The sequence below is a fragment of the Arthrobacter tecti genome (genome assembly GCF_054511355.1).
The window spans coordinates 1-21,474 of sequence record NZ_JBTNCT010000009.1; the positions used below are offsets into that span (position 1 = coordinate 1).

Genomic DNA, 21,474 nt, shown 5'->3' on the forward strand with positions numbered 1-21,474 from the left:
ACGGGACCCAACGGGGCCACTCAACGCGACCCGAAACCAACGCACCCCAACAGCAGACCGCCGCGTCCCTCAAAAAGCCCGATCAAACGCCCGATGAAAAATCGAGGTTAGCAGCAGGAACCCTGTTGTCGGCGTGGGATTTTTGTCGGTCGCGCTCCTGATTGCGGGTTGCGGAACCTCGAGGGTGGCCGGCGGTGAGTTCGCCGGCGGTGTGAATGAAATGACTGCTGATTATCCTGCCTACAAGACAGCAGAGGAGCTGGTCGACGCCGCAAATCTCATCATCGAAGGTGAGGTGCAGGGCTCCAGGGGTGACGTGATGTACCCGCTGCCTTTCAGCGGCGACGACCCGACGCTGAACCCATACGCCGGGACCGGGAATGAGCCGAGCGACGAAGAACTCCGGGAGATGGGAATTCCTGTCACGGTGTACTCAGTGTTGGTGACCAAGGTTCATGAGGGTTCGGCCACGCCGGGCGGAGTTGTCGAGGTACACCAGATGGGCGGGGAAATGGGCGGCGAGCAGTTCGTGGAGCCTGGCGTCACCGAAGTGGAGTCCGGTAGGTCGTACCTGTTGTATCTGGATCAAGTTGGCGACCATCCGGCCGGGATTGTCGGTGGGGACGCCGGGCTGTTCGAGGAGGTCGCGGAGGACACTTTCTCTTCGCCGATGGGCAAGATTGAATCGACTGATGTGAGGACTCTCGAGTAGCACTTACGTTTGTGCGCTGCGGTTGGCTGCGATGCGGACGTGAGCAGCCATGCCGCCGTCACCGTAGGACGCATCTCCGAAATCAAGCGAGGCATCTGCGCCGACGAGGTCTTCCCACCGCGCCAGGCGCATCATGGACGTCTGCTCCTGAGCGAGGAGTGCTGCCTTGAAGTTGTTCCCGAAGACGCCGGTATGTCGGTCGATAAGTTCCGAGTACAACCGGAGCCTGCGGGTCATGCTCCGAACGTTGGCTGAGCCGGGTTGCGTGCGGTATTCGATCAGCGCTTCCGGAGCGATGGCGATCCTACCGCCTGGTGTGAGGATGCGAAGGAAGAAATCCCAGTCCTCGAACCCTTCGCGCATGTCCTCGGCATAACCACCCGCCCGTTCCCACTCCGAGAACCTGACCACGGCTGCGGCAGGGCATGCGTTCCGTGCGAGGAAATCCACGGCTCGGCCTCCAGTTGGGCGAACAACGCCGGTCGCGACACCGAACATCGCTAACCATGACGATGCGGCGACCACGCCGTCGTCGTCGAACTTTGGGGTGGTCTTGGCAAGAAACTCAGGCAGGAAGCGGTCATCGCCGTCGAGCACTGCCACCAATTCAGTACCGAGCGACACTATCCCAGTGTTCCGGGCAGCGCTTACGCCTCGATTCTCCTGGCGAATGATCGGTACGCCGCTGTGCTCCAGTTCCGCGAGCACGCCCACGGAAACTGGGTCGGTGGACCCGTCATCAACGACGACGACGGCGTCCGGTTTGCGTGTCTGGTTCAGCACAGAGGTGACGGCTTCTTCGATCATCGTCCCCTGGTTGAAGCTGGTTACCACGACGCCGAGGCGGTTGTTCATGATGCTCCTACTCGGGCCGGCGGGCTTCGATCAGGTGACGCGTGGAATGCGCGATAAAGGGCCCTTCGCTCTGGATGAGGTCATGGAGCGTGCGCAACTGCTGCTGGTACTTCTCCACGGTGAAGCTTGGAACCCACCAGATGACCTTGCGAAGAAGATAGATGACGGCTGCTACATCGAAAATTTCTATGCGCAGGCGCGCCTCACGCAGGTCGACTACATCGAGTCCCGCCGTACGAGCGGCTTCTGCCTCGTCATCGGGGTGCCGCCCGCGGCGCGCCTGCGGCTGGGGTCCCATGAAAAATTCGATGAGTTCGAGGGCACTCGCCGGTCCGACGTGCTGGGCGAGGTAGCTCCCGCCGGGCTTCAGTACTCGGGCAATCTCATCCCACCAGATGGTCGCGGGGTTGCGGCTGGTGACGAGGTCGAATGCTGCGTTGGCGAACGGAAGCGGCGGTTCATCAGGGTCGGCAACGACGACGATCCCACGCGGGTGCAGCAGCGCGGTGGCTTTGGCGACGTTCGGCGGGAAGGACTCCGTGGCGACAGCGAGTTTTGGTATCTGTGGTGCCATCGCGAGCACTTCGCCGCCGCCGGTCTGGATATCGAGCGACGACTGCACGTGCGCCATTCGCTCCCCCATAAGGCTGGCGTAGCCCCATGGCGGACGCTCTTCTGTTGCTCTGCCCTCCAGCCAGGAGAAGTCCCAGCCTTGGACGTCGGCGCTGGAGCCTTGCGCGAGGAGTTGTTCGAACGATGCCGTCATTGCACGATCTTCCCACGGTGGCTGGTTTGGGCGTTGTCCGGCTTGGGCGTTGGTTGGCTTGGACGTTCTGGCTCGGGCGTTGTTCGGCTTGGGCGTTGGTTGGCTTGGGGCGTGAGGTATCGCGGGCTCTCGAGGGTTTGGCGCCATGTCGGATCGCATGTCCAGCTTAGAAGGGCGGGTCGGGACTGGTAGTGCGGGTGGTTCCTGCCTTGGTCCGGACGGTGATGACGCCGGGTGTTGGTTGACCGTATTGGCAAATTCCTTCGCTCTTGTACATGTGGTGTTTTTTACACAGGCAGGCCAGATTGCACTGGCAGGTGGCGCCCCCGTGGGACCAGGGAACGGTGTGGTCGATTTCGCAGGCCATCGCCGCACGGCTACAGCCGGGATGTCGGCAGGTTCGGTCCCTCGCCCGAATCCACTCCTGGAGGTGTTTGGGCGGCCGGTAGGTTTCCCTGCCGACATCAAGCACTGATCCGCTGACCGGGTGGGTAAGGATCCGGGTGAACGACGTCGCGTGCCCGGCGAGCCGCGCCGCCGTTTCCGCATCGATCGGCCCGTAACCTTCGAGCTCGGCGAACTGGTTCAATCCCGGACCACACGAACCTGCGCCAGCATGCGCCGTATCCGCTGTTCGCGCGTGGGTATCGGCACCGGTTTGGGTGTTGGCATCGCCGGTTCGAGTGTTGGTCTCGGTGCTCGCTGTGTGGTTCGCAGTGGTGTTCCTGTCGGCTTCAGCACCGGTACTGGCATTCGTATGCGTGTCGGAACTCTGTCCAGCTGTGTCCGGGTTCAGGACATCCAGGAGCGCAAGCACTGGCACAGTGATGTTCACGGACGCCGCGATACCCATCCACCCGGCGCGATCGCCCCCTGAATCCTGTCTACTGCGGCTCTTGCCCTCGCCGCGTCCGCTCCTACTCCACCCACCCCTGCCCCGCCCATCCCTGTCCAGTACGTCCGCGCCTCGACCCGCGGGCTCGTTTCCAGAAACATTCGATTTGCTGCCCTCGTTCTCGGGAGGGCACATGTGGGTGAGGAGATCGGTGAACACGTCGGCCCGGAGCTGGGTCAGTGTGCGGGACTCATCTGGGGTGTTCAATCGACAGGCGGCGGCGGTGAGTCGGTTGTAAATCCCGCAGGCCTGCTCGGCGGGGAGGTAAGCGTGGAACCAGGCCATGCCGTCGTCGTCGGGCCTGTACTCAATATGGCGCTCGGTGACGGCTCTGGCCTTACGCACCGGCAGGGTTTCGGGGTGGTGCTCCTCACGCAACCGGCGGCCCCGCCGAGCCAACTTCGCGACTGTCAGACTCTCCGCCAGCGCGAGAAGTTCCTTCTCGAAGCCACGGACCGCTTGGTCCGGGAGGCCGAGGGATTCCTGAGCAATCAACACCGCATGCCTCCGCGAAATCCGCCCCTCGGTGAGCGCGTCCAGTGTGGCCGGATGGCGCTCAGTGAGCTGGATTGATTCTTCGACAAGCCCGTACGCGGAACGTTCCGGGACGTTGTAGGCCATAGCGATCTCTGAGGCAGTGGCCGACCTGACCATGTCCGATCGGAGGCTCCCAGGGTGCTGCCTCGGCTCCACCCACTCACGGGTGCGATCAGCGATCCGGGATACCACCCGCGCTTCAACAGCATCCACCCAAGACCGTAACCCTGCAAGGTCACTCAACACCCCCGCAAGTGCGCCAAGATCGAGATCCTCCAATCCCTGGAGCGCCACCCGCCCGGATAGGTCTCCTCGTGAAGCTGAATCTGCGGCACAGCCGGAGGTGCCGACGGATGCCGCATCCCCGGCGTCGTCGTTCGCCGTCGGTTCTCTACCAGGCTCCATATTCGTAGCGGACTGACGCTCTGAGTCGTACGTAGAAACGGTGCCCGCAGCCGCGGATGGAGGACCGCTGAGCTCCCAAACGAGCTGGCTCACGATCGGCTCACGGCTGGATGACGCATCCGAGGGAGCTCCCCTTCCCGCATTGTGCGGGTGCTCTTCAAAGAACGCGGGGTAGACGAGATCCAGCACTTCGGGCGACGGATCATCCGAAAGTTCCACCCCGAGGTGGTATTCCTCAAGGTCCTCCACCCGGAAGTCATGTTCCGTCAGGAAATCATCCCAAAGGTACTCGCCATGGAATTGGACCGCCGCGGTGCGGAACTGCTCTTCCAGGTCCTCACCGAACGAGAAGAGAAGAACTCCATCGCGATCGCCTCCAACGAATCCTTCAGTGGTTGGACCAAAACCTTCACCGACCCCAGGCTCTGCGCAGCCATCGTCGACCGACTCACCTTCAACGGCACCATCATCGAAACCGGCACCGACTCCTACCGCCTCGCCCACACCAGAGCACAGCGATCGGCGAGCTGAATATTACGGACCATTTGACAAACACAACTAATCTTGTTCCGGAGTCTATTCACACCTGAGGTGGGCTGTTAGCGTGAAAAGTGGCATCGACGTGATGCCACTCACAATGACTCACACAATGAGTCGCGGGGACAAGGGGAACCATGAAGAAAATACAGTCCATCACTGCTGCAGCAGCGCTCGTCTTATGCGCTTCTGCCTTCACCGGAGGTGCCGCACAGGCTACCTCGGTGCCGGCAACGGAATCCGCCAACGCGGCCGCCGCTGCCTGCCCATATTCCGGTACGAGAGTCACCGAGTACAGAACCTCAGTCTCGAACACCTACGCCGGCGAGTGGAGCGGAACCAAGTACTTCTTCGCGCCGATTCAGAACTCCCGCAAGCAGGGGTTCGATGACTACAACTGGAGCAAGCTCAGCTCCATGTCCCCGACGGGTGGCAGCTGCATCTTCTAGCATCTCATAGATGAAGCATCGATTTAGCACGGTGCTGATTGTGGCGGCCGTTATCTTGGCCGCCACAATCGCACTGTCAACAACTATTTCCGCGCAGAGCCGCGCGGTTCTCGCTGAAACGTTGGACGAGAATTCGCGGGGCCTCTACGATCTTCTGGTCCAAGCAGAGGACACGGCCACTGACGGCATCCCCGTAGGCTTCGCGGATTCGTCCTTCGTCGACGGTGGCGGCGGGCTTTCATGGAATGACTGGCAGCAAGTCCAGGGTGTCGCGAGCATTGATATTGCTGCTCCGATAGCGGTCGCCGGGTCCGTACCTTCCTTCGTCAATGGTCCGGAACTCAGATTTACTCCGGAGGAATTGGCCGCAGCTCTCGGGGCACAGATCGGCGATCCTGTCGAAATCCAAGCTGTTCTTACCCATGATGATGGGGTCCACGAACGGGTTTTCGTCGACGACGTAGCTGCGGGACTCATCCCCGCAACAAATTCTGCCGGGCAAGCAGCATGGGATGAATCTTTCGAAACCGACGGACCCAACGCCAGCCTCAAGGAGATAGAGGCTCAATCTCCTGGTACCCGCAATCTTCAACTGCCTTACTTTCCGGCGCCCGCTAGAACTCAGTCCAGTGGTGAAACTTTCTCGGTGTGCCTGCCGCCTCCGCCGGTAACGTCGCCGAGCATACTGGCCGTCGACCCGGTGAGTGAGCAGCGGCTACTTGGAGAGCGCGGCGGGTTCCTGGATACCTTGGCCGTGGAAACGGAGGCACCGAACCGAGGCTACAACCAGTATCTTGAGGCGAGTAGAGCCACACCGTTTGAGAGCCTGCATGTACCTAACGCTGCGGGCGAAATGACGTCCCGGGTGAAGGGTTACCCCACGTCCTTGGATGATTACAACTTCGGGCTTAGCTACTGGCAGGAACTAAGCACGGAAGCCAAAGCCAGTTCCGAGATCGTACCGGTAGTCGTTCCGCTTTCACCGTCGCAAAACTTCACCGTTGAAGTCACCGTTTCCTCACCCTCCGGTTCGAAGGAAATCACCGAACAGGCATCGTTCGCCGTCGGTTCAGTCTCCGCCACCGCTCTTGCTCCTGTCCTTGAAGTCACCGGAGAAGCTGATAGCTTCTCCAACCGGTGCCCCTACTATTCTCTGCCTGGACAGGCGGAAGTACACAGCCCACTGCGGTTCGAAGGAGATTCCCAGGGCGGTTCACTCTCCGTTACTCCTCAGGACTCGGTAGATCTGAACCGATTGCCAGAAGACATTCCTGCCGTCCTCGACATCTTGGCTGATAACTCCCAACGGCTTCCGGTGGAAGCCACCGTTTACAGAGAACAAGCATCGGCACTGGGAACCGATGCCGGGGTCATCCCCTTTACCGTGGACGTATTCGACCCCGAGGAGATCCAAGGCCTGGTAGGGGTCAATTATGTTCCGTTGGGTGGGTATGATCAGCAGCCGATGACCAGGATTCAGGACGCTGCAGGGAACCCAACGGATGATGTGCTTGCGTCGTCGGTGCAGTCGACGGGTTTGACCGGCACTCCACCGTCAGCGATCACCGACATCCGGGGTCTGTTACATATGCGTGGTGCTGATCAGAGCGCCCCAGTAATTGATGCGATCCGGGTCCGTGTTGATGCGGGAACAGGTTCCTGGCAGTCCCAGTTGAACCGGATCCTCGACGCGGCCGGGACCATTTCCGGGATGGGTTACCGGGTCGATGTGGTCGCCGGAGCCTCCCTGATTCCCGTCTCGTTCACGGTCCCGGACTACTTCCACACAGAGACCGGGACGGAACCGTTGGGCACGGTGGAGCAGAATTGGTCTCAGCTCGGCGCCGTACAAGCGATCAACGCGCAGGTAGACCTCAGCTCCTGGGTCTCCTTGGCCATCACCGCCCTGGCGGGTTTGGTCCTGGCCGGTGTTTGCGCCGCCCTGTTTGCCCGTTCTCGCAGATCCGATGGAGTCACGCTGCAGCAGGCCGGCTGGACCAACCGGCAGATCAGCGGTTGGCTCCTGAAGCAGGTCAGCCTTCCCGCCGGCGTCGTCGTCCTCACCGCCGTGGTGTGTTCGATCTTTCAACCCACTCTCGTGACCGCTGGAACCGGGATCGTCCTCGCGGTCGCGTTCGCCGGCGCACTAATCGTCGCTGTCACCTCAGCTACCCCGACAGCACTGCCTCACCCGGCGGCAGGAGCCGCAGGACGTACACCGTCCGGCTCCCAGCCACCCACTACGACAGCACGGAAGAATAAATCACCGCGAGTCAGCGCGCTCACGCCGAGCTTACTGGCGGTCCGGCACCTGGCCATGGACCGCTCGACTACCGGATTGCTGCTGATCTCCGGCCTGGTGCTCGGGGTGACGGCCGGAGTCCTAGCGGGTTTGTCGGTGAGCATGCTCGGCAACGTGGGCGGCACTGGGCTCGGCGAGCTTGCTGCGGACCGGTTGCGGACACCTAACCTCGCCCTTATGCTGACCGGCACACTGTCGGCGATGATCCTGATCCTGCTGCTCACCCGCGTGCATCAACGCACGAGGGCAGGACAATGGTCCTGTCTGAAGATGGCGGGATGGACACCAGCGATGATCGCCACCGCACGCAACAGCGAATACCTGCTCCTCGCCGCCATATCGGCGTTACCAGCCGGCGTCGTCGCTGCCGTTATCGTTTACTTCACGGGCTACGGAAACCTGATGGTCGCTACGGTCACCGCGGTGCTGATCCCATTTGCCTGGGCGGCCTTGGCTGCCCTAACTGGAAGGACATCTCGTGCCGCAGCCTGAAACTGACACAGTGACCGTCACTGAACCCGCTGCCCCGACCGGGGGCGAAGCAGTGATCGAACTCGATCAGGTGTCCATCCTGTACCCCCGGATCAACGACACCGAACTGCACATCGTGGATTCCCTGACCCTGGCGCTGCCTGCCCAGAGTATGCACTGCATCGCGGGGCGCAGCGGCTCAGGCAAGACCAGCGTCCTCCGGGTGGCAGCCGGGATGGTCCGCCCCACCACCGGCACAGTCCGTTGGGCAGGGGGAGACACCGCAGGAATGGACGAGAAGCTCCTCGCCCAGCACCGGCGGTCCCTCGTCAGCTACGTCGACCAAGGCGGCGCCCTCGTCCAAGGACTCACAGCGCTGGAGAACGTCCTGCTCAGCGCCGTCGCCGACCGCACCGCAACAGCCAAACGCGACGAAGCACTCGAACTGATGGAACAACTCCGGCTCCACGACCTGGCCGGACGCGACGTCGCTAAACTCTCCGGCGGTGAACGTCAACGCGTCGCGATCGCCCGCGCGATGCTCCTCGGACCCCAGGCAATCATCCTCGACGAACCCACCGCCAGCCTCGACCGCAGCACCGCCGACACCGTCATCGAACTCATGACAGAGATCCGAGACAGCGGCCGAACCATCCTCGTAGCCAGCCACGACCCCGAAGTCCTCGCAGCAGCTAACACCTCCACACGACTCACCTAACACTCAACCAACCGAAAGCCCGTCGGTTTCCGTCGCGCCCAAAGTGGGGCCAGAAATAACCGTCCTACCGGGGCCAAATATCCTTGACATAGTCACCTCGCGGACGCGGCGGTGATTGCTCACTGGGGCGATGACTCACAATTCTGTGCGGAGGCAGACTGGGCCGCTGACGTAGCGGCGCCGGAACGGTATGCGTTCTGGCGGAAGCTGATCGAGAACCCGCCTGCCGACCTCATCAGGCTGGGGGTGGTGGGCGACGACGGCACGGATGACGCGAACAGAGATAAGGAGATCCTGCTCGGTTACGTGGACCTGCACGGGACCGAATCTGAACGACGTGAACTCGGCTACCTAATCGGCCAGCGATCGTCCTGGGGCCAAGGACTAGGAACAAGTGCAGCGCTGGCCGGTCTTCATCACGCTTTCGACAGGCTGCAGCTCGCGGAAGTCTGGGCAGAAGCACTCGCGGCCAACGAACCGTCCGTCCGCATTCTCCAACGCCTCGGCATGCGCGAACCAGGACGAGGTACAGATGAAACCTACCTCGGAACAAAGACCTTCTACCGCCAGTTCGCTATCACCTCGGCCGAATGGCGGAACTCCCCCACCGGCCGCGGCTCACCATACGAGAGCACTGCGACAAGCCAGCTCAATGCCGTCCCTTCACCCGCGTCCGAACAGCTAAGCCGGCACAAAGTACTACCGCCACTCCCCCAATCACGGTCGCTATAGTAAGGTCCTCGCCCAGCAAGAGGGCCGCCCAACCGATGGTCAGCACAGGCTGCACGAGCTGAATCTGGCTGACCTGCGTCATCGGCCCGGCAGCAAGACCGCGATACCAGGCGAAGAATCCGAGGAACATGCTCACCACCCCAAGATAGGAAAATGCCGCCCACTGCAGTGGAGTTGCCGACACCGGATCCTGAACCAGGGCGAGAACAGTCAGGATCAACATGACCGGTGAAGCCAGCATCAATGCCCACGAAACGGTTTGCCACGCCCCAAGTTCACGCGCCAACAGACCACCCTCGGCGTAACCCACTGCAGCGGCGATCACCGCACCTATGAGGAGCAGATCCGCCCAGGCAATCTCGCCGAACTTGCCCGACTGGATCAGTGCGAAACCCAGCGCAGCAATCACCCCGGCGCAGGTTGCGGCCCAGAATGCGGACCCAGGGCGCTCCCCCACACGAAGGACGGCCACCACAGCCGTGGCTGCCGGAAGCAACGCGATGACCACCGCACTGTGGCTCGCGTCCGCCGTCGTCAGGGCGAAAGACGTCAGTAGCGGAAAGCCAACAACAATGCCGCCGACGACGACGGCAAGCCGCTTCCACTGCGCACCTCGCGGGCGTGCCTGCCTGGAAATGCACAGAACGACGCCGGCGAGAACGGCCGCAACGACGGCCCGCCCGGAGCCCACAAACAATGGGGACATACCTTCGACTGCCACTCGGGTGAAGGGCACGGTAAAAGAGAACGCAGCAACCCCGATGAGCCCCCAGCCGACTCCTGATAAGGGATTCCGCGATAGCGGTTGCCTCGAACTTTGAGTAGCGCTACTGTTGTTTCCCATGAACAACGATAGCAGTAGCCGTATTGTGCTGCAGCTCAGAGATTGGATGGCAAACGCCCCACCGGGAGCCCGGCTGCCCTCAACCCGCACGCTGGTAGCCGATTACAGCGCCAGCCCCGTCACCGTACAGAAGGCCCTGCGAATCCTTGCCGCTGATGGACTGATCGAAAGTCGACCGGGCGCCGGGACTTTCGTCCGCGCTGCCAGCCAGGCCCGGCCATCCGACTACGGCTGGCAAACCGCAGCCCTGCGGTCCCCACGATTTCCGTCGCGCCCACTGCCCAGCGCAATGCGGAGTACAGCAGATGACGTCGTAGCCTTCCATTCCGGATACCCGGACCGGGAACTGTTGCCGGAGAGGTTGATCCGCTCAGCACTCACCCGGGCAACCAGAGGCGCTGCCGCCCTCTCCAGACCTGCTGCCGCGGGGCTACCGGAACTTCAATCCTGGTTTGCTCAGGAGTTACGAACCGCAACCCTGTCCGGAATCGCTCCACCCACACCGAACGACGTCATAGTTGTGCCGGGTAGCCAAAGCGCATTGAGCTCAATCTTCCGTTCGCTGGTCGGCAGCGGCCAACCGATTCTCATGGAATCGCCCACCTACTGGGGAGCCATCCTTGCTGCGCTCCACACCGGCGTCGAAGTCGTTCCGGTACCCAGCGGACCTGATGGGCCGGATCCGGAAGAGCTTGGCCGCGCATTCGAGGAGACCGGGGCACGGTTGTTCTATGCACAACCAAACTTCGCCAACCCAACCGGTGCCCAATGGACGCCCGCGCGCACGCAGGAGGTGCTCAGAATCGTGCAAGAGAACGCTGCGTTCCTTATCGAGGATGACTGGGCGCATGACTTTGGAATTGAGACCACGGCCGTGCCCGTCGCAGCCAGGGACGATTCCGGCCACGTGATCTACCTTCGTTCGCTGACCAAGAGCGTCTCCCCTTCAATCCGCGTTGCCGGGGTGATCGCCAGGGGACCCGCACGCGAACGCATTCTGGCGGACAGGGCAAGCGAGTCGATGTATGTCAGCGGAATCCTGCAGGCAGCTGCGCTCGACATCCTCACCCAACCCGCCTGGCAGACCCACCTTCGCAGTTTGCCCCAACAACTTCGATCGCGCCGCGACTTACTGCTCACCAGCCTCGTGCAACATGCCCCACAAATCCATGTGCCGCTCGTCCCAAAAGGCGGTCTGAACCTCTGGGCGCAGTTGCCTGACGGCACCGATCTGGAACAATTCATCCGCGACTGCGAGTTGGGCGGAGCCATTGTCACCCCGGGCAATGAGTGGTTCCCCGCCGAACCCACCGGGCCGTTCATCCGGCTCAACTACGCCGGAGCGAATCCCGGGGCGTTTCCCGACGGCGCCCGCATCCTCGGCCGGTCGCTCGAACGGACAACCAGTCGACAATGCCCAGCGCCGTCATCGTTATAGGTGTCCTAGCTGATGCTTGGCACGCGCTGATCGACTGCTTGTGGAGGCGTGGCAAGGGATTCAGGAGACAGCAACGCCTCCAGGTCCTCGGGCGAAAGGAGGGCCTTCTCCAGTACGAGATCCGTGATGGTTCGCCCGCTGGCCAAGGCCTCCTGGGCTATAGCTGTTGCAGCTGCGTAGCCGATGTGCGGGTTGAGTACAGTGACAGTGCCGATACTGTTCTCAACCTGCGCGCGTAGGAACTCCTTGTTGGCTGTGATTCCGTCAACGCACAGGTTTGCGAGCGTCCGCGTGGCGGCTGCGAGGTGGCGGCAGCTCTTGAGCAGGGAGTAGCCGATGATCGGCTCAAAGGCATTCAACTGCAGCTGACCTGCCTCCGCTGCCATAGTTACGGTCACGTCATTGCCGATGACCTCGAAGGCGACCTGATTGACCAGTTCCGGAATCACCGGGTTCACCTTTCCCGGCATGATCGAGGAGCCCGCCTGGCGGGCCGGCAGGTTGATCTCCGCCAGCCCGGCCCGGGGGCCGGAGGAGAGCAGTCGCAGATCGTTGCAGATCTTCGACAGCTTGACGGCAATGCGCTTCAGCACTCCGGAGAACAATACGAATGAACCGCAGTCCTGGGTTGCCTCAACCAGATTCGGCGAAGTAACCAACGGCAGACCGGTGATCTGCGCCAGATGCGCCCGCGCTTGCTCAGCGTAGCCGGGAGCAGCCGTGATACCCGTGCCGATCGCCGTCGCTCCAAGGTTGATCTCGTGCAACATGAGCAGCGACTCGGAAAGACGCTGCTCGTCCTCTTCGAGCATCACTGAATAGGATGAGAATTCCTGACCCAGTGTCATGGGCACCGCATCCTGGAGCTGAGTCCGCCCCATCTTCACCACCGGAGCGAACTCCTGTGCCTTCACATCAAAGCTGGCTCGAAGATGCCTCATGCTCGCTAGCAGTTCCTGCCCGGCAAGGATTCCTGCAATTCTAAGGGCCGTAGGGTAAACGTCATTGGTGCTCTGACCGCGGTTAACGTGCTCAAGCGGATGGAGAAATTGGTACTCACCCCGCTCATGACCCAGCAGTTCCAACCCCCGGTTAGCGATGACCTCGTTGGCGTTCATGTTCGTGGATGTTCCCGCACCGCCCTGGATCGGATCCAGCACAAATTGGTCCAGCAATGCCCCGCCACGAATCTCGTCGCAGGCAGCAACGATCACTTCGCCCTGCTGGACGGGAAGTATGCCCAGGTCCATGTTCGCCCTGGCAGCGGCCTGCTTGACCGCCGCCAAGGACCCAACCAATTCCGGGAACTGGGACAGCGAGTTGCCGGTAACCTGAAAATTCTGTTGCGCCCGCACTGTGTGCACCCCGTAGTAGGCGTGCAGCGGCACGGGCAAGTCGCCCAGCAGATCGTGTTCGATTCGGGTAGTGGTCATCGTCAGGACCGAACACCCGCTCCGGCCTGGGAGAGCTGCTCCGCCTCATTGTCAGCCGACGCTGCACGGAATACACGCTCGAGCAGGCTGACGGCGATTTCCAGGGCGGCCTCGTCAACATCGAATCGCGGGTTGTGGTGCGGTGCGGGATTGCTCGCCCCCACCATGATGTACGCTCCGGTACCGCCGGCCTTCTGGACTTCGCGGATCATCAGATGCGCATCATCGCTGCCACCGACGGCGGTGTCCCGGTCAATGAACTGCGTGATCGCAGGTATGGCTGCGGCAGCCGCCGCGAGTTCCTCCAACCGTGCAGCGTCTGCAATGGAGCTGGCAGCGGCGCCGTAGATACGTGTATCCGCCTCGACGTTATACATCTGAGCCGAGCCCCTCACGATGTCCTCCACCCTGCGATTCATCTCCTCAAGCACCTCATTGGCGGAAGATCGCGTTTCATAGGTGATGGTCGCATCGGCGGGAATGATGTTGGCGCCGCCGCCCGCATGGAAAGTACCGACATTTACCCGGGTGTCAGCCGCAGCGAAGCGGGACGTTCCCAGAATGGCCAACGTCGCGTGGGCTGCCGCTGCCAGCGCGTTACGACCACTTTCCGGCGACGCCGCCGCATGCGCAGCCTCTCCAGTGAACCTGGCAGTCCATTTGGTGGTTGCCATGGCGCCATCGCACCCACCCACCACGGTGCCCGTGGGCAGGTCACCGCCGAGGTGGACGGCCAGCATACGATCAATACCCTCGACGACGCCGGCACGGATCATCGGCAGCGCACCACGCACCCCTTCTTCCGCCGGCTGGAACAGGATGCGTACCGTCCCAGGAAAGTTCCCGTCGGCCAGCCGGGAGGCCAGGGCAAGCCCGATGGCGGTGTGACTGTCGTGGGCACAGGCGTGCATGTATGTGGTGTTGGAACCGAATCCGTGAGCGGCAGGAAAGTGACCGGCGTCGGTGGACTCGATAATCGGCAACGCGTCCATATCGACGCGCAGCCCCCATGCCGGTCCCGGACGGTTTCCCTCCATGATCGCGACAACGGCAGTGCCATCAGCTCTGAACGCGCGCACCAGCTCAGCATCCACTCCGGCGTCAACCGCCAGGCGTGCCCACTCCTCCTGCTCTTCACTGGTTGGAGGCACTGGCACCGTGGCCATGTCCATGGCCTGCTTGCCGGTGAGATGCGGGATGTTGAGATCGCGGAGGGTCTGCACAACGACACCCGCCGTGCGGTATTCCAGGAAGCCGGGCTCCGCATGATGATGAAGTTGGCGGCGCAGGGCAGAAATTTCAGTGGTATGCATGTCGGTGTAAAGCTCCGTTTCGTGTTCAGGTCTCTTATCGAGGCAGGTGGAAGGATGCGCCGGGGCCGAGCGGCAGGTCAAGGAAGTAGAAGACGGCAAGGATAGCGGTCCAGACAACGAAGAAGGGGATCGCGAAGATCGCGCTGCGAGCAATCAGTGTGCCCAGTTTCGCGTTGGGTTCGTACTGCTGGAGCATGGTCAGGACCACTATGAGCATCGCGTTCATTGGGCTGAGCGGCTGCGAGACGGAGTCGCCAATGCGGAAGGCGGCCTGGGTGGCGGCTGGGGACAACCCCAACAGCATGAACCCGGGTACGAATACCGGGGCCAGCAAGGACCACAGCGCCGAACCGCTGGTGATGAGCAGGTTCAGCACACAGGCGAGCACAACGAAGACCAGCAGGGCACCGAAACCGGTCAGCCCGATGGACTGGAAGCCCGCTGCCATGTTCACGGCCAGGAGGGTGCCGACGTTGGACCAGGTAAAGAGCGACAGTGCCTGGGCGATCACGAAGACGAACACCACGTAGGGAGCCACCGAAGTGACCGCCTTGCTCATCATTTCGGGAATCTGGTCCTTACTGGTCAGCGTCCGCGCAGCCACACCATAGACCACCGCGGCGAGGATGAAACTGGTGAAGGTCACGAGGATCATTGCCGAAAGTAGCGGCGAGGGAACCAGCGTTCCGCCTTCACCCTGCAGTGGGCTGCCGGGCAGAAGCCAGACCGTAACCAAGCCGCCGAGGAACACCACCAGGGCGACGACCGCAGCCCACAGTCCGCGGCGCTGCAGAGCCGTAAGCGTCATATCCTGCGGCCCCTCGCCCGGATCTGCCATCTGCTCCGGGACGGAAAGTTTGGAGGCCAGGCCGTCAACAGAAGGGGCGGGACAACGCGGCTCCAAGACCCGGTCGATCAGGAATCCACCCAGCACGCCCAAAATCAGTCCGGACGCGGTCGTGTAGAACCAGTTCATCAGCAGCGAGGTGTGAACCTCGTATCCGGGCAGAATGGTCACGGCCTGGTCCGTGATGCCTACCAGCAGCGTGTCCAGTGCGCCCAGCAGCATTCCACCGGAGTAGCCCGCGGCGACGCAGGATACGGATCCGATCAGGCCTGCAATAGGATTGCGCCCGGCCTTGAGGAAGACCAGCGCCGCCAACGCCGGAACAACGATCATCGCGACGTCGCTCAGCACATGCGCCTGGCACGCGATGATCGCCACCGCGTAGGGAACCAATGCACGCGGTGCCCGGGCGAACACCGCGACAATCGCCGCATTGATCAGACCGGTCCTCTCAGCGACTCCCACCGCCATGACCATGAGAATGACCGTGATCAGCGGTGGAAAGGAAACGACGTTCTTGACGAAGTTCTCCAGGAACCACAGGGTGCCTTCCTGCGTGAAGAAGCCCCGAACCGCCACCTGCTCGCCCGAGCCGGGGATGGTCACGGATGCTCCCACAGCCGCGAGGATAGTGGAAATCACGGCGATCGCCGCGAACAGGTAGATAAACAGATACATGGGGTGCGGCAGCTTGTTGCCGACGACCTCGATCCCTCTGATCGCCCGATTGAACGGGCGTACCAGCAGAGTGGTTGCAGCCATGGAACACTCCTAGAGGAAAGAATGAAGGGTGGAGGATGTAGTCGATCCAGATTACGAACGGGACGTTAACGGTCCGGAAAATTGCCGGGAAATCCGCAGTGGGGAAGAATCCATCCCATGAATCGCCCATTCGCCGATGAAAGTGACCTGCAACTCATCAGTGCACTTCAGGACGCACCGCGGGCAAACTGGTCCGATCTGGCTCACATCCTTGAGATGGGCGAAGATACGCTCGCGGAACGCTGGCGTCGAATCTCTTCCGCCGGGCTGGCATGGGTCTCGCTGGTGGACCAACAAGATGTCAGCGGCCAGGCAACCACGTTTGTGCTGCTGCAGACCCGAAGTGGCCGGCGATCAGAAGTTCTGGAGAAACTCGTGCCCGATCCGCTGGTACGGACCGTCCACTGCGTTAGCGGAATGAACAGCATCGTCCTGCTCGTCTCCACCGACGGACCCCGGGAAACCGAAGGATTCATCGGCGAAACCCTGGAATCCCTCCATGGGATAGACCGGATGCAGGTCTTTCCCGCAGTCGGAGTCGTCACCAGTGCCGCCCACTGGCGTACCGCCGCGCTCAGCCCGGCCCAGCGTCGATCCCTCGCGCGGCTGGACCAGGGACAAGCCGATCCCGGAATGGATACAGCCTGGGTGCGCAGGGATCCGGTGGCTGGCGCCCTGCTGAAGGAATTGGCGATGGACGGACGGATGAGCACCGCAGAGTTGGCCCGCAGGCTCAGCGAGCGCCACGGGATTGCGGCAAGTACCAGCACAGTGGGACGAAAGTTGACCCGGCTGCTGAACCTCCCCGACCTGCGGATCAGGTGTGACATCAGCGCACAGGACCTTGGGTGGCAAGCGGTAGTGATGCTCTGGGCCCGTATCTCCAGCGCGGAAGCCGCCAAGCTGTGGACCGAACGCTCCGCATCGGCGGCAACAGGCCGTCGACTCCTGCCTGAGATGCGCTCCATGCTGGTCCTGGCCGGACCGGTGAACCTCCATGTCACTGTCTGGTTACACACTCTTGAAGCACTCCCGGAGCTGGAGACGCGCCTCGCGTTGTGGCTGCCGTCCCTGGATATCCAGGACCGCTCCGTTGTTTTTTCGACCGCTAAGCGAATGGGGTTCCCCCTCACCGCCGGCCGCCGCACGGCCAGGCCCTGAACCCGCCACGGACCGGCGAAGGCTCACAATGGAAATTATGGCGACGACGGGAGCCCCGTGAGCGAGTTGCGCGTCTTTGTGCCGACTCCCCTACCCGAGTCGCTGTGCAAGCTGGTCGAGGAACTTGAACCGCGTGTCACGATGATCCGGGATCAGACGCTGTTGCCTCCGCAGCTCTACCCCGGCGACCATCAGGGAGATCCTGACTTTCAGCGCACGCACGCGCAGCAGGCTAAATATGAGCAACTCATCGACGGCGCGGACGCGCTATACGGCGTGCCAGGACAATCCGGAAGACAACTTCGAAGAGCAGTGCGGGCGAACCCGAGACTGCGTTGGGTACACACCACACCGGCCGGCGGAGGAGGGCAAGTCAAAGCTGCCCAACTAACCGAAGACGAACTGTCGCGCATCGTATTCACCACCTCCGGCGGCATTCACGGTGAGCCCCTGGCAGAATTTGCGGTGTTTGGCGTCTTTGCCGGTGCGAAGGAACTGCCACGTCTGATGGCAGATCAGCGCAAGCACACATGGGGAGCACGGCGTGCGGTGCCGTTAGTTTCGGCCCAGCGTGTCGCCGTCGTCGGACTCGGCGGGATAGGTCGCGCGCTGGCGAAAAAGCTCGGCGCCCTGGGAGCTGACGTCGTCGGGGTGCACCGGCGCAACGTTAGGGCGCCTGGAGTCGCCACCGTCGAACCGCCCGAGCGTCTGGCGGAGGTCCTTTCGGAAGCGGACGCCGTCGTGCTCTGTCTACCCGCGACCGAACAGACCCGTCATATGCTCAGCCGCGACGCTCTTCGGTACGTGAAACCGGGAATCACCGTAGTGAATGTGGGCCGCGGCTCCACCATTGATGAGGAGGCACTGATCGAGGCCCTCTCGGACGGAAGAGTGGGCTTCGCGGCGCTTGACGTGTTCGAGAACGAGCCGCTTCCGGCCGTCAGTCCGCTGTGGGACCTGCCGAACGTCGTCGTAAGCCCCCACAACGCCGGAACCTACCTTGAGGAGGAGCGCAAGATCGCGGAACTGTTCGCGGAGAACGCTGGTCGCCTCCTGGACGGGAAGCCGCTGCTGAACGTCGTCAACACGGTCGAGTTCTACTGAGTTCGCGGGCGAGAAGCAGAGCCGTTACAGCCACTTGTCTGGCTATGGGACTACGGGCGTTTCTCACACGCGCTGATGCTTAGGCTTATCCCATGCGCCAGAGCCCAAATTACGATGCCTACGCGACGAAGATGCGCCATCTGATCGAGGCAGATGCAGACCTGTCCGTCGATGCGCGTTTCGTTGACATGCTGAGCCCACGAAACGCTCGGATCCTCGATGTTGGTTGCGGCGTCGGTTCCGCCGTCAACGCGCTGCGTCATCGCGGGCATGAAGCGTATGGGATAGATCCGACCACGGCCGTTCTGAACGTAGCGAATGATCTCTACGACTCGACCTGGTTTCGGTGCATGTCGTTGGAGGCACTTCCCCCGGACCAGCTGGGCAGGCCCGGCTCCTTTGATGTCGTACTGATGGCGGGCAACGTGCCCGCATTCCTTACAGCTGTAGAATTGCGGGACGCTTTCGCTGTTGTTGCCGACTTGTTGAAGCCCGGTGGCTCCTTCGTCATGGGCACGACGGCGGGAGCACGGGGCGGTCCCGCCGATCAGGACGCGCTCGCTGCAGGCGGCGAGCTCAGCCTTCAAAATCGTTTCGGCGATTGGCACCTCGCACCCTACAGCGCTGACTCGCCCTGGTCAGTCAGCGTCTTCGCGAAGGCAGGCGTTCGAAGTGCGTCTGCTGGGCCCGACGGCATCTTCATCCTCGCCTAACGACGTGCTGTGCGCAGAACCTCTACGACTCCGTTGAAGGCGTGACAGTTTGGCTTCCATGGACCGAGACGCGCTGGAACTCTTGAACACCGCCGACGACGGGGGGCCCGCATGGCTTTGGACTGTTCCTTACAACGCCGAACAACACCCACAAGCCGCCTCCCCGCGCGATATATCCGACGGCGCAAACTGCCAGCGATACGCCTATGCGCTACTGGCGCACTTTGGACGGCCCGTGTTCCCACATCGATCGGATGAGCTCTGGGCGGATCGAACGTTGGAACACCCGTTGCTCGAGGAGTTGTTGGCTCTCGACCTTGTCCTGTTCAACAAGACTCACGATGCCTGGGGCGCTCATGTCGCAATCTACCTCAAGGGCGGCCAGCTTCTGCACCTCTGCGCCGAAGTCGGCCATCCTGCGATTTGGACTTACGACGACTTCAAAAGGCGGGAGCGCTATCGGTCAATCGTTGGTGCCGTTCGGGTCCCGTCGACCACCCACAAAGACGGATAGACCAACGACCCTAGTGCCGAGGAGGCCCACTTGGCGGGGAGACGCCGTCGTCGTCGGTTGGATACGTAGATTGGCTATCCGGACGTGTCGGATGCTCAGTTGCGGAAGGAGTGCTCGGGTGAAATCCGGAAGCCCTGGACTCGACAGCGACCGCACCCATCAGCGGCCCTCCAAGCTCCTCGCGAAGGCGTCCCGCTTTCCGCTGATGGACGGCCCGAATCACGCGGACAAGAACTGCAACCACTATCGCCGCCACGAACAACAGCGAGAGCACACCCGCGATCTGGCCAGCAACATCCATTCGAACGTCCTAAAGTTCAGCCCGTTTGGATTCGGGCTGCTCTTCCTCGCGTGCCATCTTGATTCCATCGCGAACCGCTGAGCGGATGACGCCGTGTAGAACGTAAAAGAACACGGCGGCGATCAAGACCAGCATGACGATCGAGTTCAATGCGGAGACGTCCATGCTTCAACCGTACTTTGTTCGCCGGTTTTCCGGGATGCCAGTGACACGCCGCTGGATTAAGCGCTGGCGGCCGATCACCATAGGCTGGCTACATGGGGGATCAACTGTTGCGTGCTCGTGGTCTGCGTCGTCTTTCAATCATCGGCTCCCTCGCAGCAGTAGTTCTTGGGCTGATCGCGGTCATTATGATCGCAAAAATCCACGGCCTCGACTTCCATGTTTATCGCCAGGGTGCAGTGACTTTGCTGGAAGCCGGCGGCACCCAGCTATATGACCCGGTCGCGGTTGATACCGCCAGCAAGGGGCTGCCGTTCACCTATCCTCCGTTTGCAGCGCTCCTCTTCACACCCCTGGCGCTGATACCGGGTTCAGCAGGACTGACGTTGATGACACTCATTTCCTGCGCATGCCTCGTCGCGATCTCATTCATTGTGGTCAACTACCTCGGTAAGAGCGGTTCGATGGGATCACTAGCGGGAACCTCGGGCAAGCTGCTGGCTGTTGCACTGGCAACGCTCCTGATCGGAATAACAGGGCCATGGCGCGAAGGCCTCGGATTCGGGCAGATCAACTCGATCATCATGCTCCTGATCGTTGTCGACCTGGTCCGGCCACCATCGCGGATTCCTCGCGGCGCCCTCATCGGTTTGGCTGCCGGTATCAAACTCACGCCTCTGGCATTCGGGTTGATCTTCCTGGCCCGCGGGGACTGGCGGTCAATCCTCACCATGGGCGCGACCTTCGCGGGCACCATTGCAATTGGCTGGCTTGTGCTTCCCGTTGGCAGCGGCGCATTCTGGCTCGATGCGCTCCTGAACCCTGAACGCGTCGGAGACACAGACGACATGTATAACGTGTCGATCAACTCGCTGCTTGCGCACCTGCACACTCCCGAAGACCTGCATCGGGTGATCTGGCTTCTGCTGTGTGCGGCACTCATCGCGGTCGGATTCATCGCCATCCGAAAAGCGGACTCCTACGGAGACGTGATAGCCGCGATCAGTGCCAACGCCATCGTTATGCTCGCGATCTCACCCATCTCGTGGTTTCACCACTGGGTCTGGATTGCCCTCATCATTCCCGCACTGTACGTCACAGCACGTCGCCGCACGGGCTGGGCACGCGCCGTCGGACTTGGACTTGCCGTCATCATGTTGCCTACATTCATGATGTCCTCAATGACTCTCACACTGCTCCTGAACGGAAGTACCAGTGGACAGGGACCCATGCATCTTGAGGTGATTTCGGGAACCGGGCTCATTCAGTCTCTTGTTGCCCTCGCTTACTGGGCTGCAATGCCTCGTAGCGTGGCGACCCCCAGCGTTGGGGCGAGAACGCCGGTTACATTCCGCCCGTAGCTTTACCGCTGGTCAGCGAAGCGCACCTCACTGGAGCGTCCGACGGCGCCGGTTCCCGCAAGAAACCAAACCGCCCAGGCCAAAGTGGCGAAAAGCAAGGCAGCCAAACCCGGCGCAGCTCTTCGCAGAAGCGTGATCATGC

The 21,474-nt window shown here is 61.9% G+C and carries 21 protein-coding genes; 11 read left to right on the forward strand and 10 right to left on the reverse strand.

The features are described from left to right. Positions 1–133: 133 nt before the first annotated feature. Entirely contained in the window at positions 134–712 is a 579-nt protein-coding gene (locus tag ACX80C_RS11280) for a hypothetical protein (protein WP_459326564.1), read from the forward strand. 3 nt (positions 713–715) lie between these two features. On the opposite strand, the gene ACX80C_RS11285 is transcribed toward ACX80C_RS11280, so the two are convergent. From ACX80C_RS11285 to ACX80C_RS11295, 3 genes are all read right to left on the reverse strand, one after another. Continuing rightward, on the reverse strand, positions 716–1,567 hold the full coding sequence (locus ACX80C_RS11285; protein ID WP_459326565.1) for a glycosyltransferase family 2 protein: 852 nt from the start codon (positions 1,565–1,567) through the stop codon (positions 716–718). 7 nt (positions 1,568–1,574) lie between these two features. Continuing rightward, positions 1,575–2,333: a class I SAM-dependent methyltransferase gene (locus tag ACX80C_RS11290; RefSeq protein ID WP_459326566.1), complete on the reverse strand. Its 759-nt coding sequence runs from the start codon at positions 2,331–2,333 to the stop codon at positions 1,575–1,577. Positions 2,334–2,499: 166 nt separating this feature from the next. Then, a complete protein-coding gene (locus ACX80C_RS11295) occupies positions 2,500–4,419 on the reverse strand; it encodes an HNH endonuclease (protein ID WP_459326567.1) in 1,920 nt (639 codons plus the stop codon). Between the two features lie 9 nt (positions 4,420–4,428). On the opposite strand from ACX80C_RS11295, the gene ACX80C_RS11300 reads away from it, so the two are divergent. From ACX80C_RS11300 to ACX80C_RS11320, 5 genes are all read left to right on the forward strand, one after another. Next, the gene (locus ACX80C_RS11300; protein ID WP_459326568.1) at positions 4,429–4,701 is read left to right on the forward strand and encodes an ATP-binding protein; all 273 of its coding nucleotides are present in this window, start codon (positions 4,429–4,431) and stop codon (positions 4,699–4,701) included. A 143-nt stretch (positions 4,702–4,844) separates the two neighbouring features. Next, on the forward strand, positions 4,845–5,156 hold the full coding sequence (locus ACX80C_RS11305) for a hypothetical protein (RefSeq protein ID WP_459326569.1): 312 nt from the start codon (positions 4,845–4,847) through the stop codon (positions 5,154–5,156). A gap of 10 nt (positions 5,157–5,166) precedes the next feature. Continuing rightward, on the forward strand, positions 5,167–7,950 hold the full coding sequence (locus tag ACX80C_RS11310) for a hypothetical protein (RefSeq protein WP_459326570.1): 2,784 nt from the start codon (positions 5,167–5,169) through the stop codon (positions 7,948–7,950). Continuing rightward, a complete protein-coding gene (locus ACX80C_RS11315; protein ID WP_459326571.1) occupies positions 7,937–8,647 on the forward strand; it encodes an ABC transporter ATP-binding protein in 711 nt (236 codons plus the stop codon). Before ACX80C_RS11310 ends, ACX80C_RS11315 begins: the two co-directional genes overlap by 14 nt. Positions 8,648–8,758: 111 nt before the next feature. Further along, entirely contained in the window at positions 8,759–9,379 is a 621-nt protein-coding gene (locus ACX80C_RS11320) for a GNAT family N-acetyltransferase (RefSeq protein ID WP_459326572.1), read from the forward strand. On the opposite strand, the gene ACX80C_RS11325 is transcribed toward ACX80C_RS11320, so the two are convergent. Further along, positions 9,297–10,223, reverse strand: a complete 927-nt coding sequence (locus ACX80C_RS11325) for a DMT family transporter (protein WP_459326573.1) — start codon at positions 10,221–10,223, stop codon at positions 9,297–9,299. The two genes, ACX80C_RS11320 and ACX80C_RS11325, sit on opposite strands and share 83 nt — an antisense overlap. Here ACX80C_RS11325 and ACX80C_RS11330 point away from each other — a divergent pair. Next, positions 10,222–11,661 carry an aminotransferase-like domain-containing protein gene (locus ACX80C_RS11330; protein ID WP_459326574.1) on the forward strand — a complete coding sequence of 480 codons (1,440 nt, stop codon included), beginning with the start codon at positions 10,222–10,224 and terminating at the stop codon, positions 11,659–11,661. The two genes, ACX80C_RS11325 and ACX80C_RS11330, sit on opposite strands and share 2 nt — an antisense overlap. 5 nt (positions 11,662–11,666) lie before the next feature. Here ACX80C_RS11330 and ACX80C_RS11335 read toward each other — a convergent pair whose 3' ends face one another. Genes ACX80C_RS11335 through ACX80C_RS11345 form a run of 3 tightly spaced genes read right to left on the reverse strand, consistent with a single transcriptional unit; the run spans position 11,667 to position 16,016 of the window. Further along, positions 11,667–13,094: an aspartate ammonia-lyase gene (locus tag ACX80C_RS11335; protein WP_459326575.1), complete on the reverse strand. Its 1,428-nt coding sequence runs from the start codon at positions 13,092–13,094 to the stop codon at positions 11,667–11,669. A gap of 2 nt (positions 13,095–13,096) precedes the next feature. After that, entirely contained in the window at positions 13,097–14,407 is a 1,311-nt protein-coding gene (locus ACX80C_RS11340) for an amidohydrolase (RefSeq protein WP_459326576.1), read from the reverse strand. A 34-nt stretch (positions 14,408–14,441) separates the two neighbouring features. After that, entirely contained in the window at positions 14,442–16,016 is a 1,575-nt protein-coding gene (locus ACX80C_RS11345; RefSeq protein WP_459326577.1) for an AbgT family transporter, read from the reverse strand. A 117-nt stretch (positions 16,017–16,133) separates the two neighbouring features. Between ACX80C_RS11345 and ACX80C_RS11350 the strand changes: the two genes are divergently transcribed. The 3 genes from ACX80C_RS11350 (at position 16,134) to ACX80C_RS11360 (ending at position 18,994) form a co-directional block, all read left to right on the forward strand. Continuing rightward, on the forward strand, positions 16,134–17,177 hold the full coding sequence (locus ACX80C_RS11350; protein ID WP_459326578.1) for a hypothetical protein: 1,044 nt from the start codon (positions 16,134–16,136) through the stop codon (positions 17,175–17,177). Between the two features lie 57 nt (positions 17,178–17,234). Continuing rightward, the gene (locus tag ACX80C_RS11355) at positions 17,235–18,281 is read left to right on the forward strand and encodes a D-2-hydroxyacid dehydrogenase (RefSeq protein ID WP_459326579.1); all 1,047 of its coding nucleotides are present in this window, start codon (positions 17,235–17,237) and stop codon (positions 18,279–18,281) included. 92 nt (positions 18,282–18,373) lie between these two features. Beyond that, positions 18,374–18,994: a class I SAM-dependent methyltransferase gene (locus tag ACX80C_RS11360; protein ID WP_459326580.1), complete on the forward strand. Its 621-nt coding sequence runs from the start codon at positions 18,374–18,376 to the stop codon at positions 18,992–18,994. Between the two features lie 211 nt (positions 18,995–19,205). Here ACX80C_RS11360 and ACX80C_RS11365 read toward each other — a convergent pair whose 3' ends face one another. The 3 genes from ACX80C_RS11365 to ACX80C_RS11375 form a co-directional block, all read right to left on the reverse strand. Beyond that, positions 19,206–19,409, reverse strand: coding sequence for a hypothetical protein (locus ACX80C_RS11365; RefSeq protein ID WP_459326581.1), 204 nt, complete (start codon positions 19,407–19,409; stop codon positions 19,206–19,208). Between the two features lie 109 nt (positions 19,410–19,518). After that, the gene (locus ACX80C_RS11370) at positions 19,519–19,809 is read right to left on the reverse strand and encodes a hypothetical protein (protein WP_459326582.1); all 291 of its coding nucleotides are present in this window, start codon (positions 19,807–19,809) and stop codon (positions 19,519–19,521) included. Positions 19,810–19,818: 9 nt separating this feature from the next. Then, a complete protein-coding gene (locus ACX80C_RS11375; RefSeq protein ID WP_459326583.1) occupies positions 19,819–19,974 on the reverse strand; it encodes a hypothetical protein in 156 nt (51 codons plus the stop codon). A gap of 92 nt (positions 19,975–20,066) precedes the next feature. Between ACX80C_RS11375 and ACX80C_RS11380 the strand changes: the two genes are divergently transcribed. Then, complete coding sequence (locus tag ACX80C_RS11380; protein ID WP_459326584.1) at positions 20,067–21,332, forward strand: glycosyltransferase 87 family protein; 1,266 nt, start codon at positions 20,067–20,069, stop codon at positions 21,330–21,332. Positions 21,333–21,474 lie beyond the last annotated feature (142 nt).

What these genes read in the sequence shown, in the direction of transcription:
- ACX80C_RS11335 (WP_459326575.1), bottom strand. Translation starts at nt 13,094, where the DNA reads ATGACCACTACCCGAATCGAACACGATCTGCTGGGCGACTTGCCCGTG.
- ACX80C_RS11345 (WP_459326577.1), bottom strand. Translation starts at nt 16,016, where the DNA reads ATGGCTGCAACCACTCTGCTGGTACGCCCGTTCAATCGGGCGATCAGA.
- ACX80C_RS11330 (WP_459326574.1), top strand. Translation starts at nt 10,222, where the DNA reads ATGAACAACGATAGCAGTAGCCGTATTGTGCTGCAGCTCAGAGATTGG.
- ACX80C_RS11305 (WP_459326569.1), top strand. Translation starts at nt 4,845, where the DNA reads ATGAAGAAAATACAGTCCATCACTGCTGCAGCAGCGCTCGTCTTATGC.
- ACX80C_RS11350 (WP_459326578.1), top strand. Translation starts at nt 16,134, where the DNA reads ATGAATCGCCCATTCGCCGATGAAAGTGACCTGCAACTCATCAGTGCA.
- ACX80C_RS11290 (WP_459326566.1), bottom strand. Translation starts at nt 2,333, where the DNA reads ATGACGGCATCGTTCGAACAACTCCTCGCGCAAGGCTCCAGCGCCGAC.
- ACX80C_RS11340 (WP_459326576.1), bottom strand. Translation starts at nt 14,407, where the DNA reads ATGCATACCACTGAAATTTCTGCCCTGCGCCGCCAACTTCATCATCAT.
- ACX80C_RS11380 (WP_459326584.1), top strand. Translation starts at nt 20,067, where the DNA reads ATGGGGGATCAACTGTTGCGTGCTCGTGGTCTGCGTCGTCTTTCAATC.
- ACX80C_RS11370 (WP_459326582.1), bottom strand. Translation starts at nt 19,809, where the DNA reads ATGGATGTTGCTGGCCAGATCGCGGGTGTGCTCTCGCTGTTGTTCGTG.
- ACX80C_RS11360 (WP_459326580.1), top strand. Translation starts at nt 18,374, where the DNA reads ATGCGCCAGAGCCCAAATTACGATGCCTACGCGACGAAGATGCGCCAT.
- ACX80C_RS11300 (WP_459326568.1), top strand. Translation starts at nt 4,429, where the DNA reads ATGTTCCGTCAGGAAATCATCCCAAAGGTACTCGCCATGGAATTGGAC.
- ACX80C_RS11310 (WP_459326570.1), top strand. Translation starts at nt 5,167, where the DNA reads ATGAAGCATCGATTTAGCACGGTGCTGATTGTGGCGGCCGTTATCTTG.
- ACX80C_RS11365 (WP_459326581.1), bottom strand. Translation starts at nt 19,409, where the DNA reads ATGGCCGACTTCGGCGCAGAGGTGCAGAAGCTGGCCGCCCTTGAGGTA.
- ACX80C_RS11285 (WP_459326565.1), bottom strand. Translation starts at nt 1,567, where the DNA reads ATGAACAACCGCCTCGGCGTCGTGGTAACCAGCTTCAACCAGGGGACG.
- ACX80C_RS11325 (WP_459326573.1), bottom strand. Translation starts at nt 10,223, where the DNA reads ATGGGAAACAACAGTAGCGCTACTCAAAGTTCGAGGCAACCGCTATCG.
- ACX80C_RS11375 (WP_459326583.1), bottom strand. Translation starts at nt 19,974, where the DNA reads ATGGACGTCTCCGCATTGAACTCGATCGTCATGCTGGTCTTGATCGCC.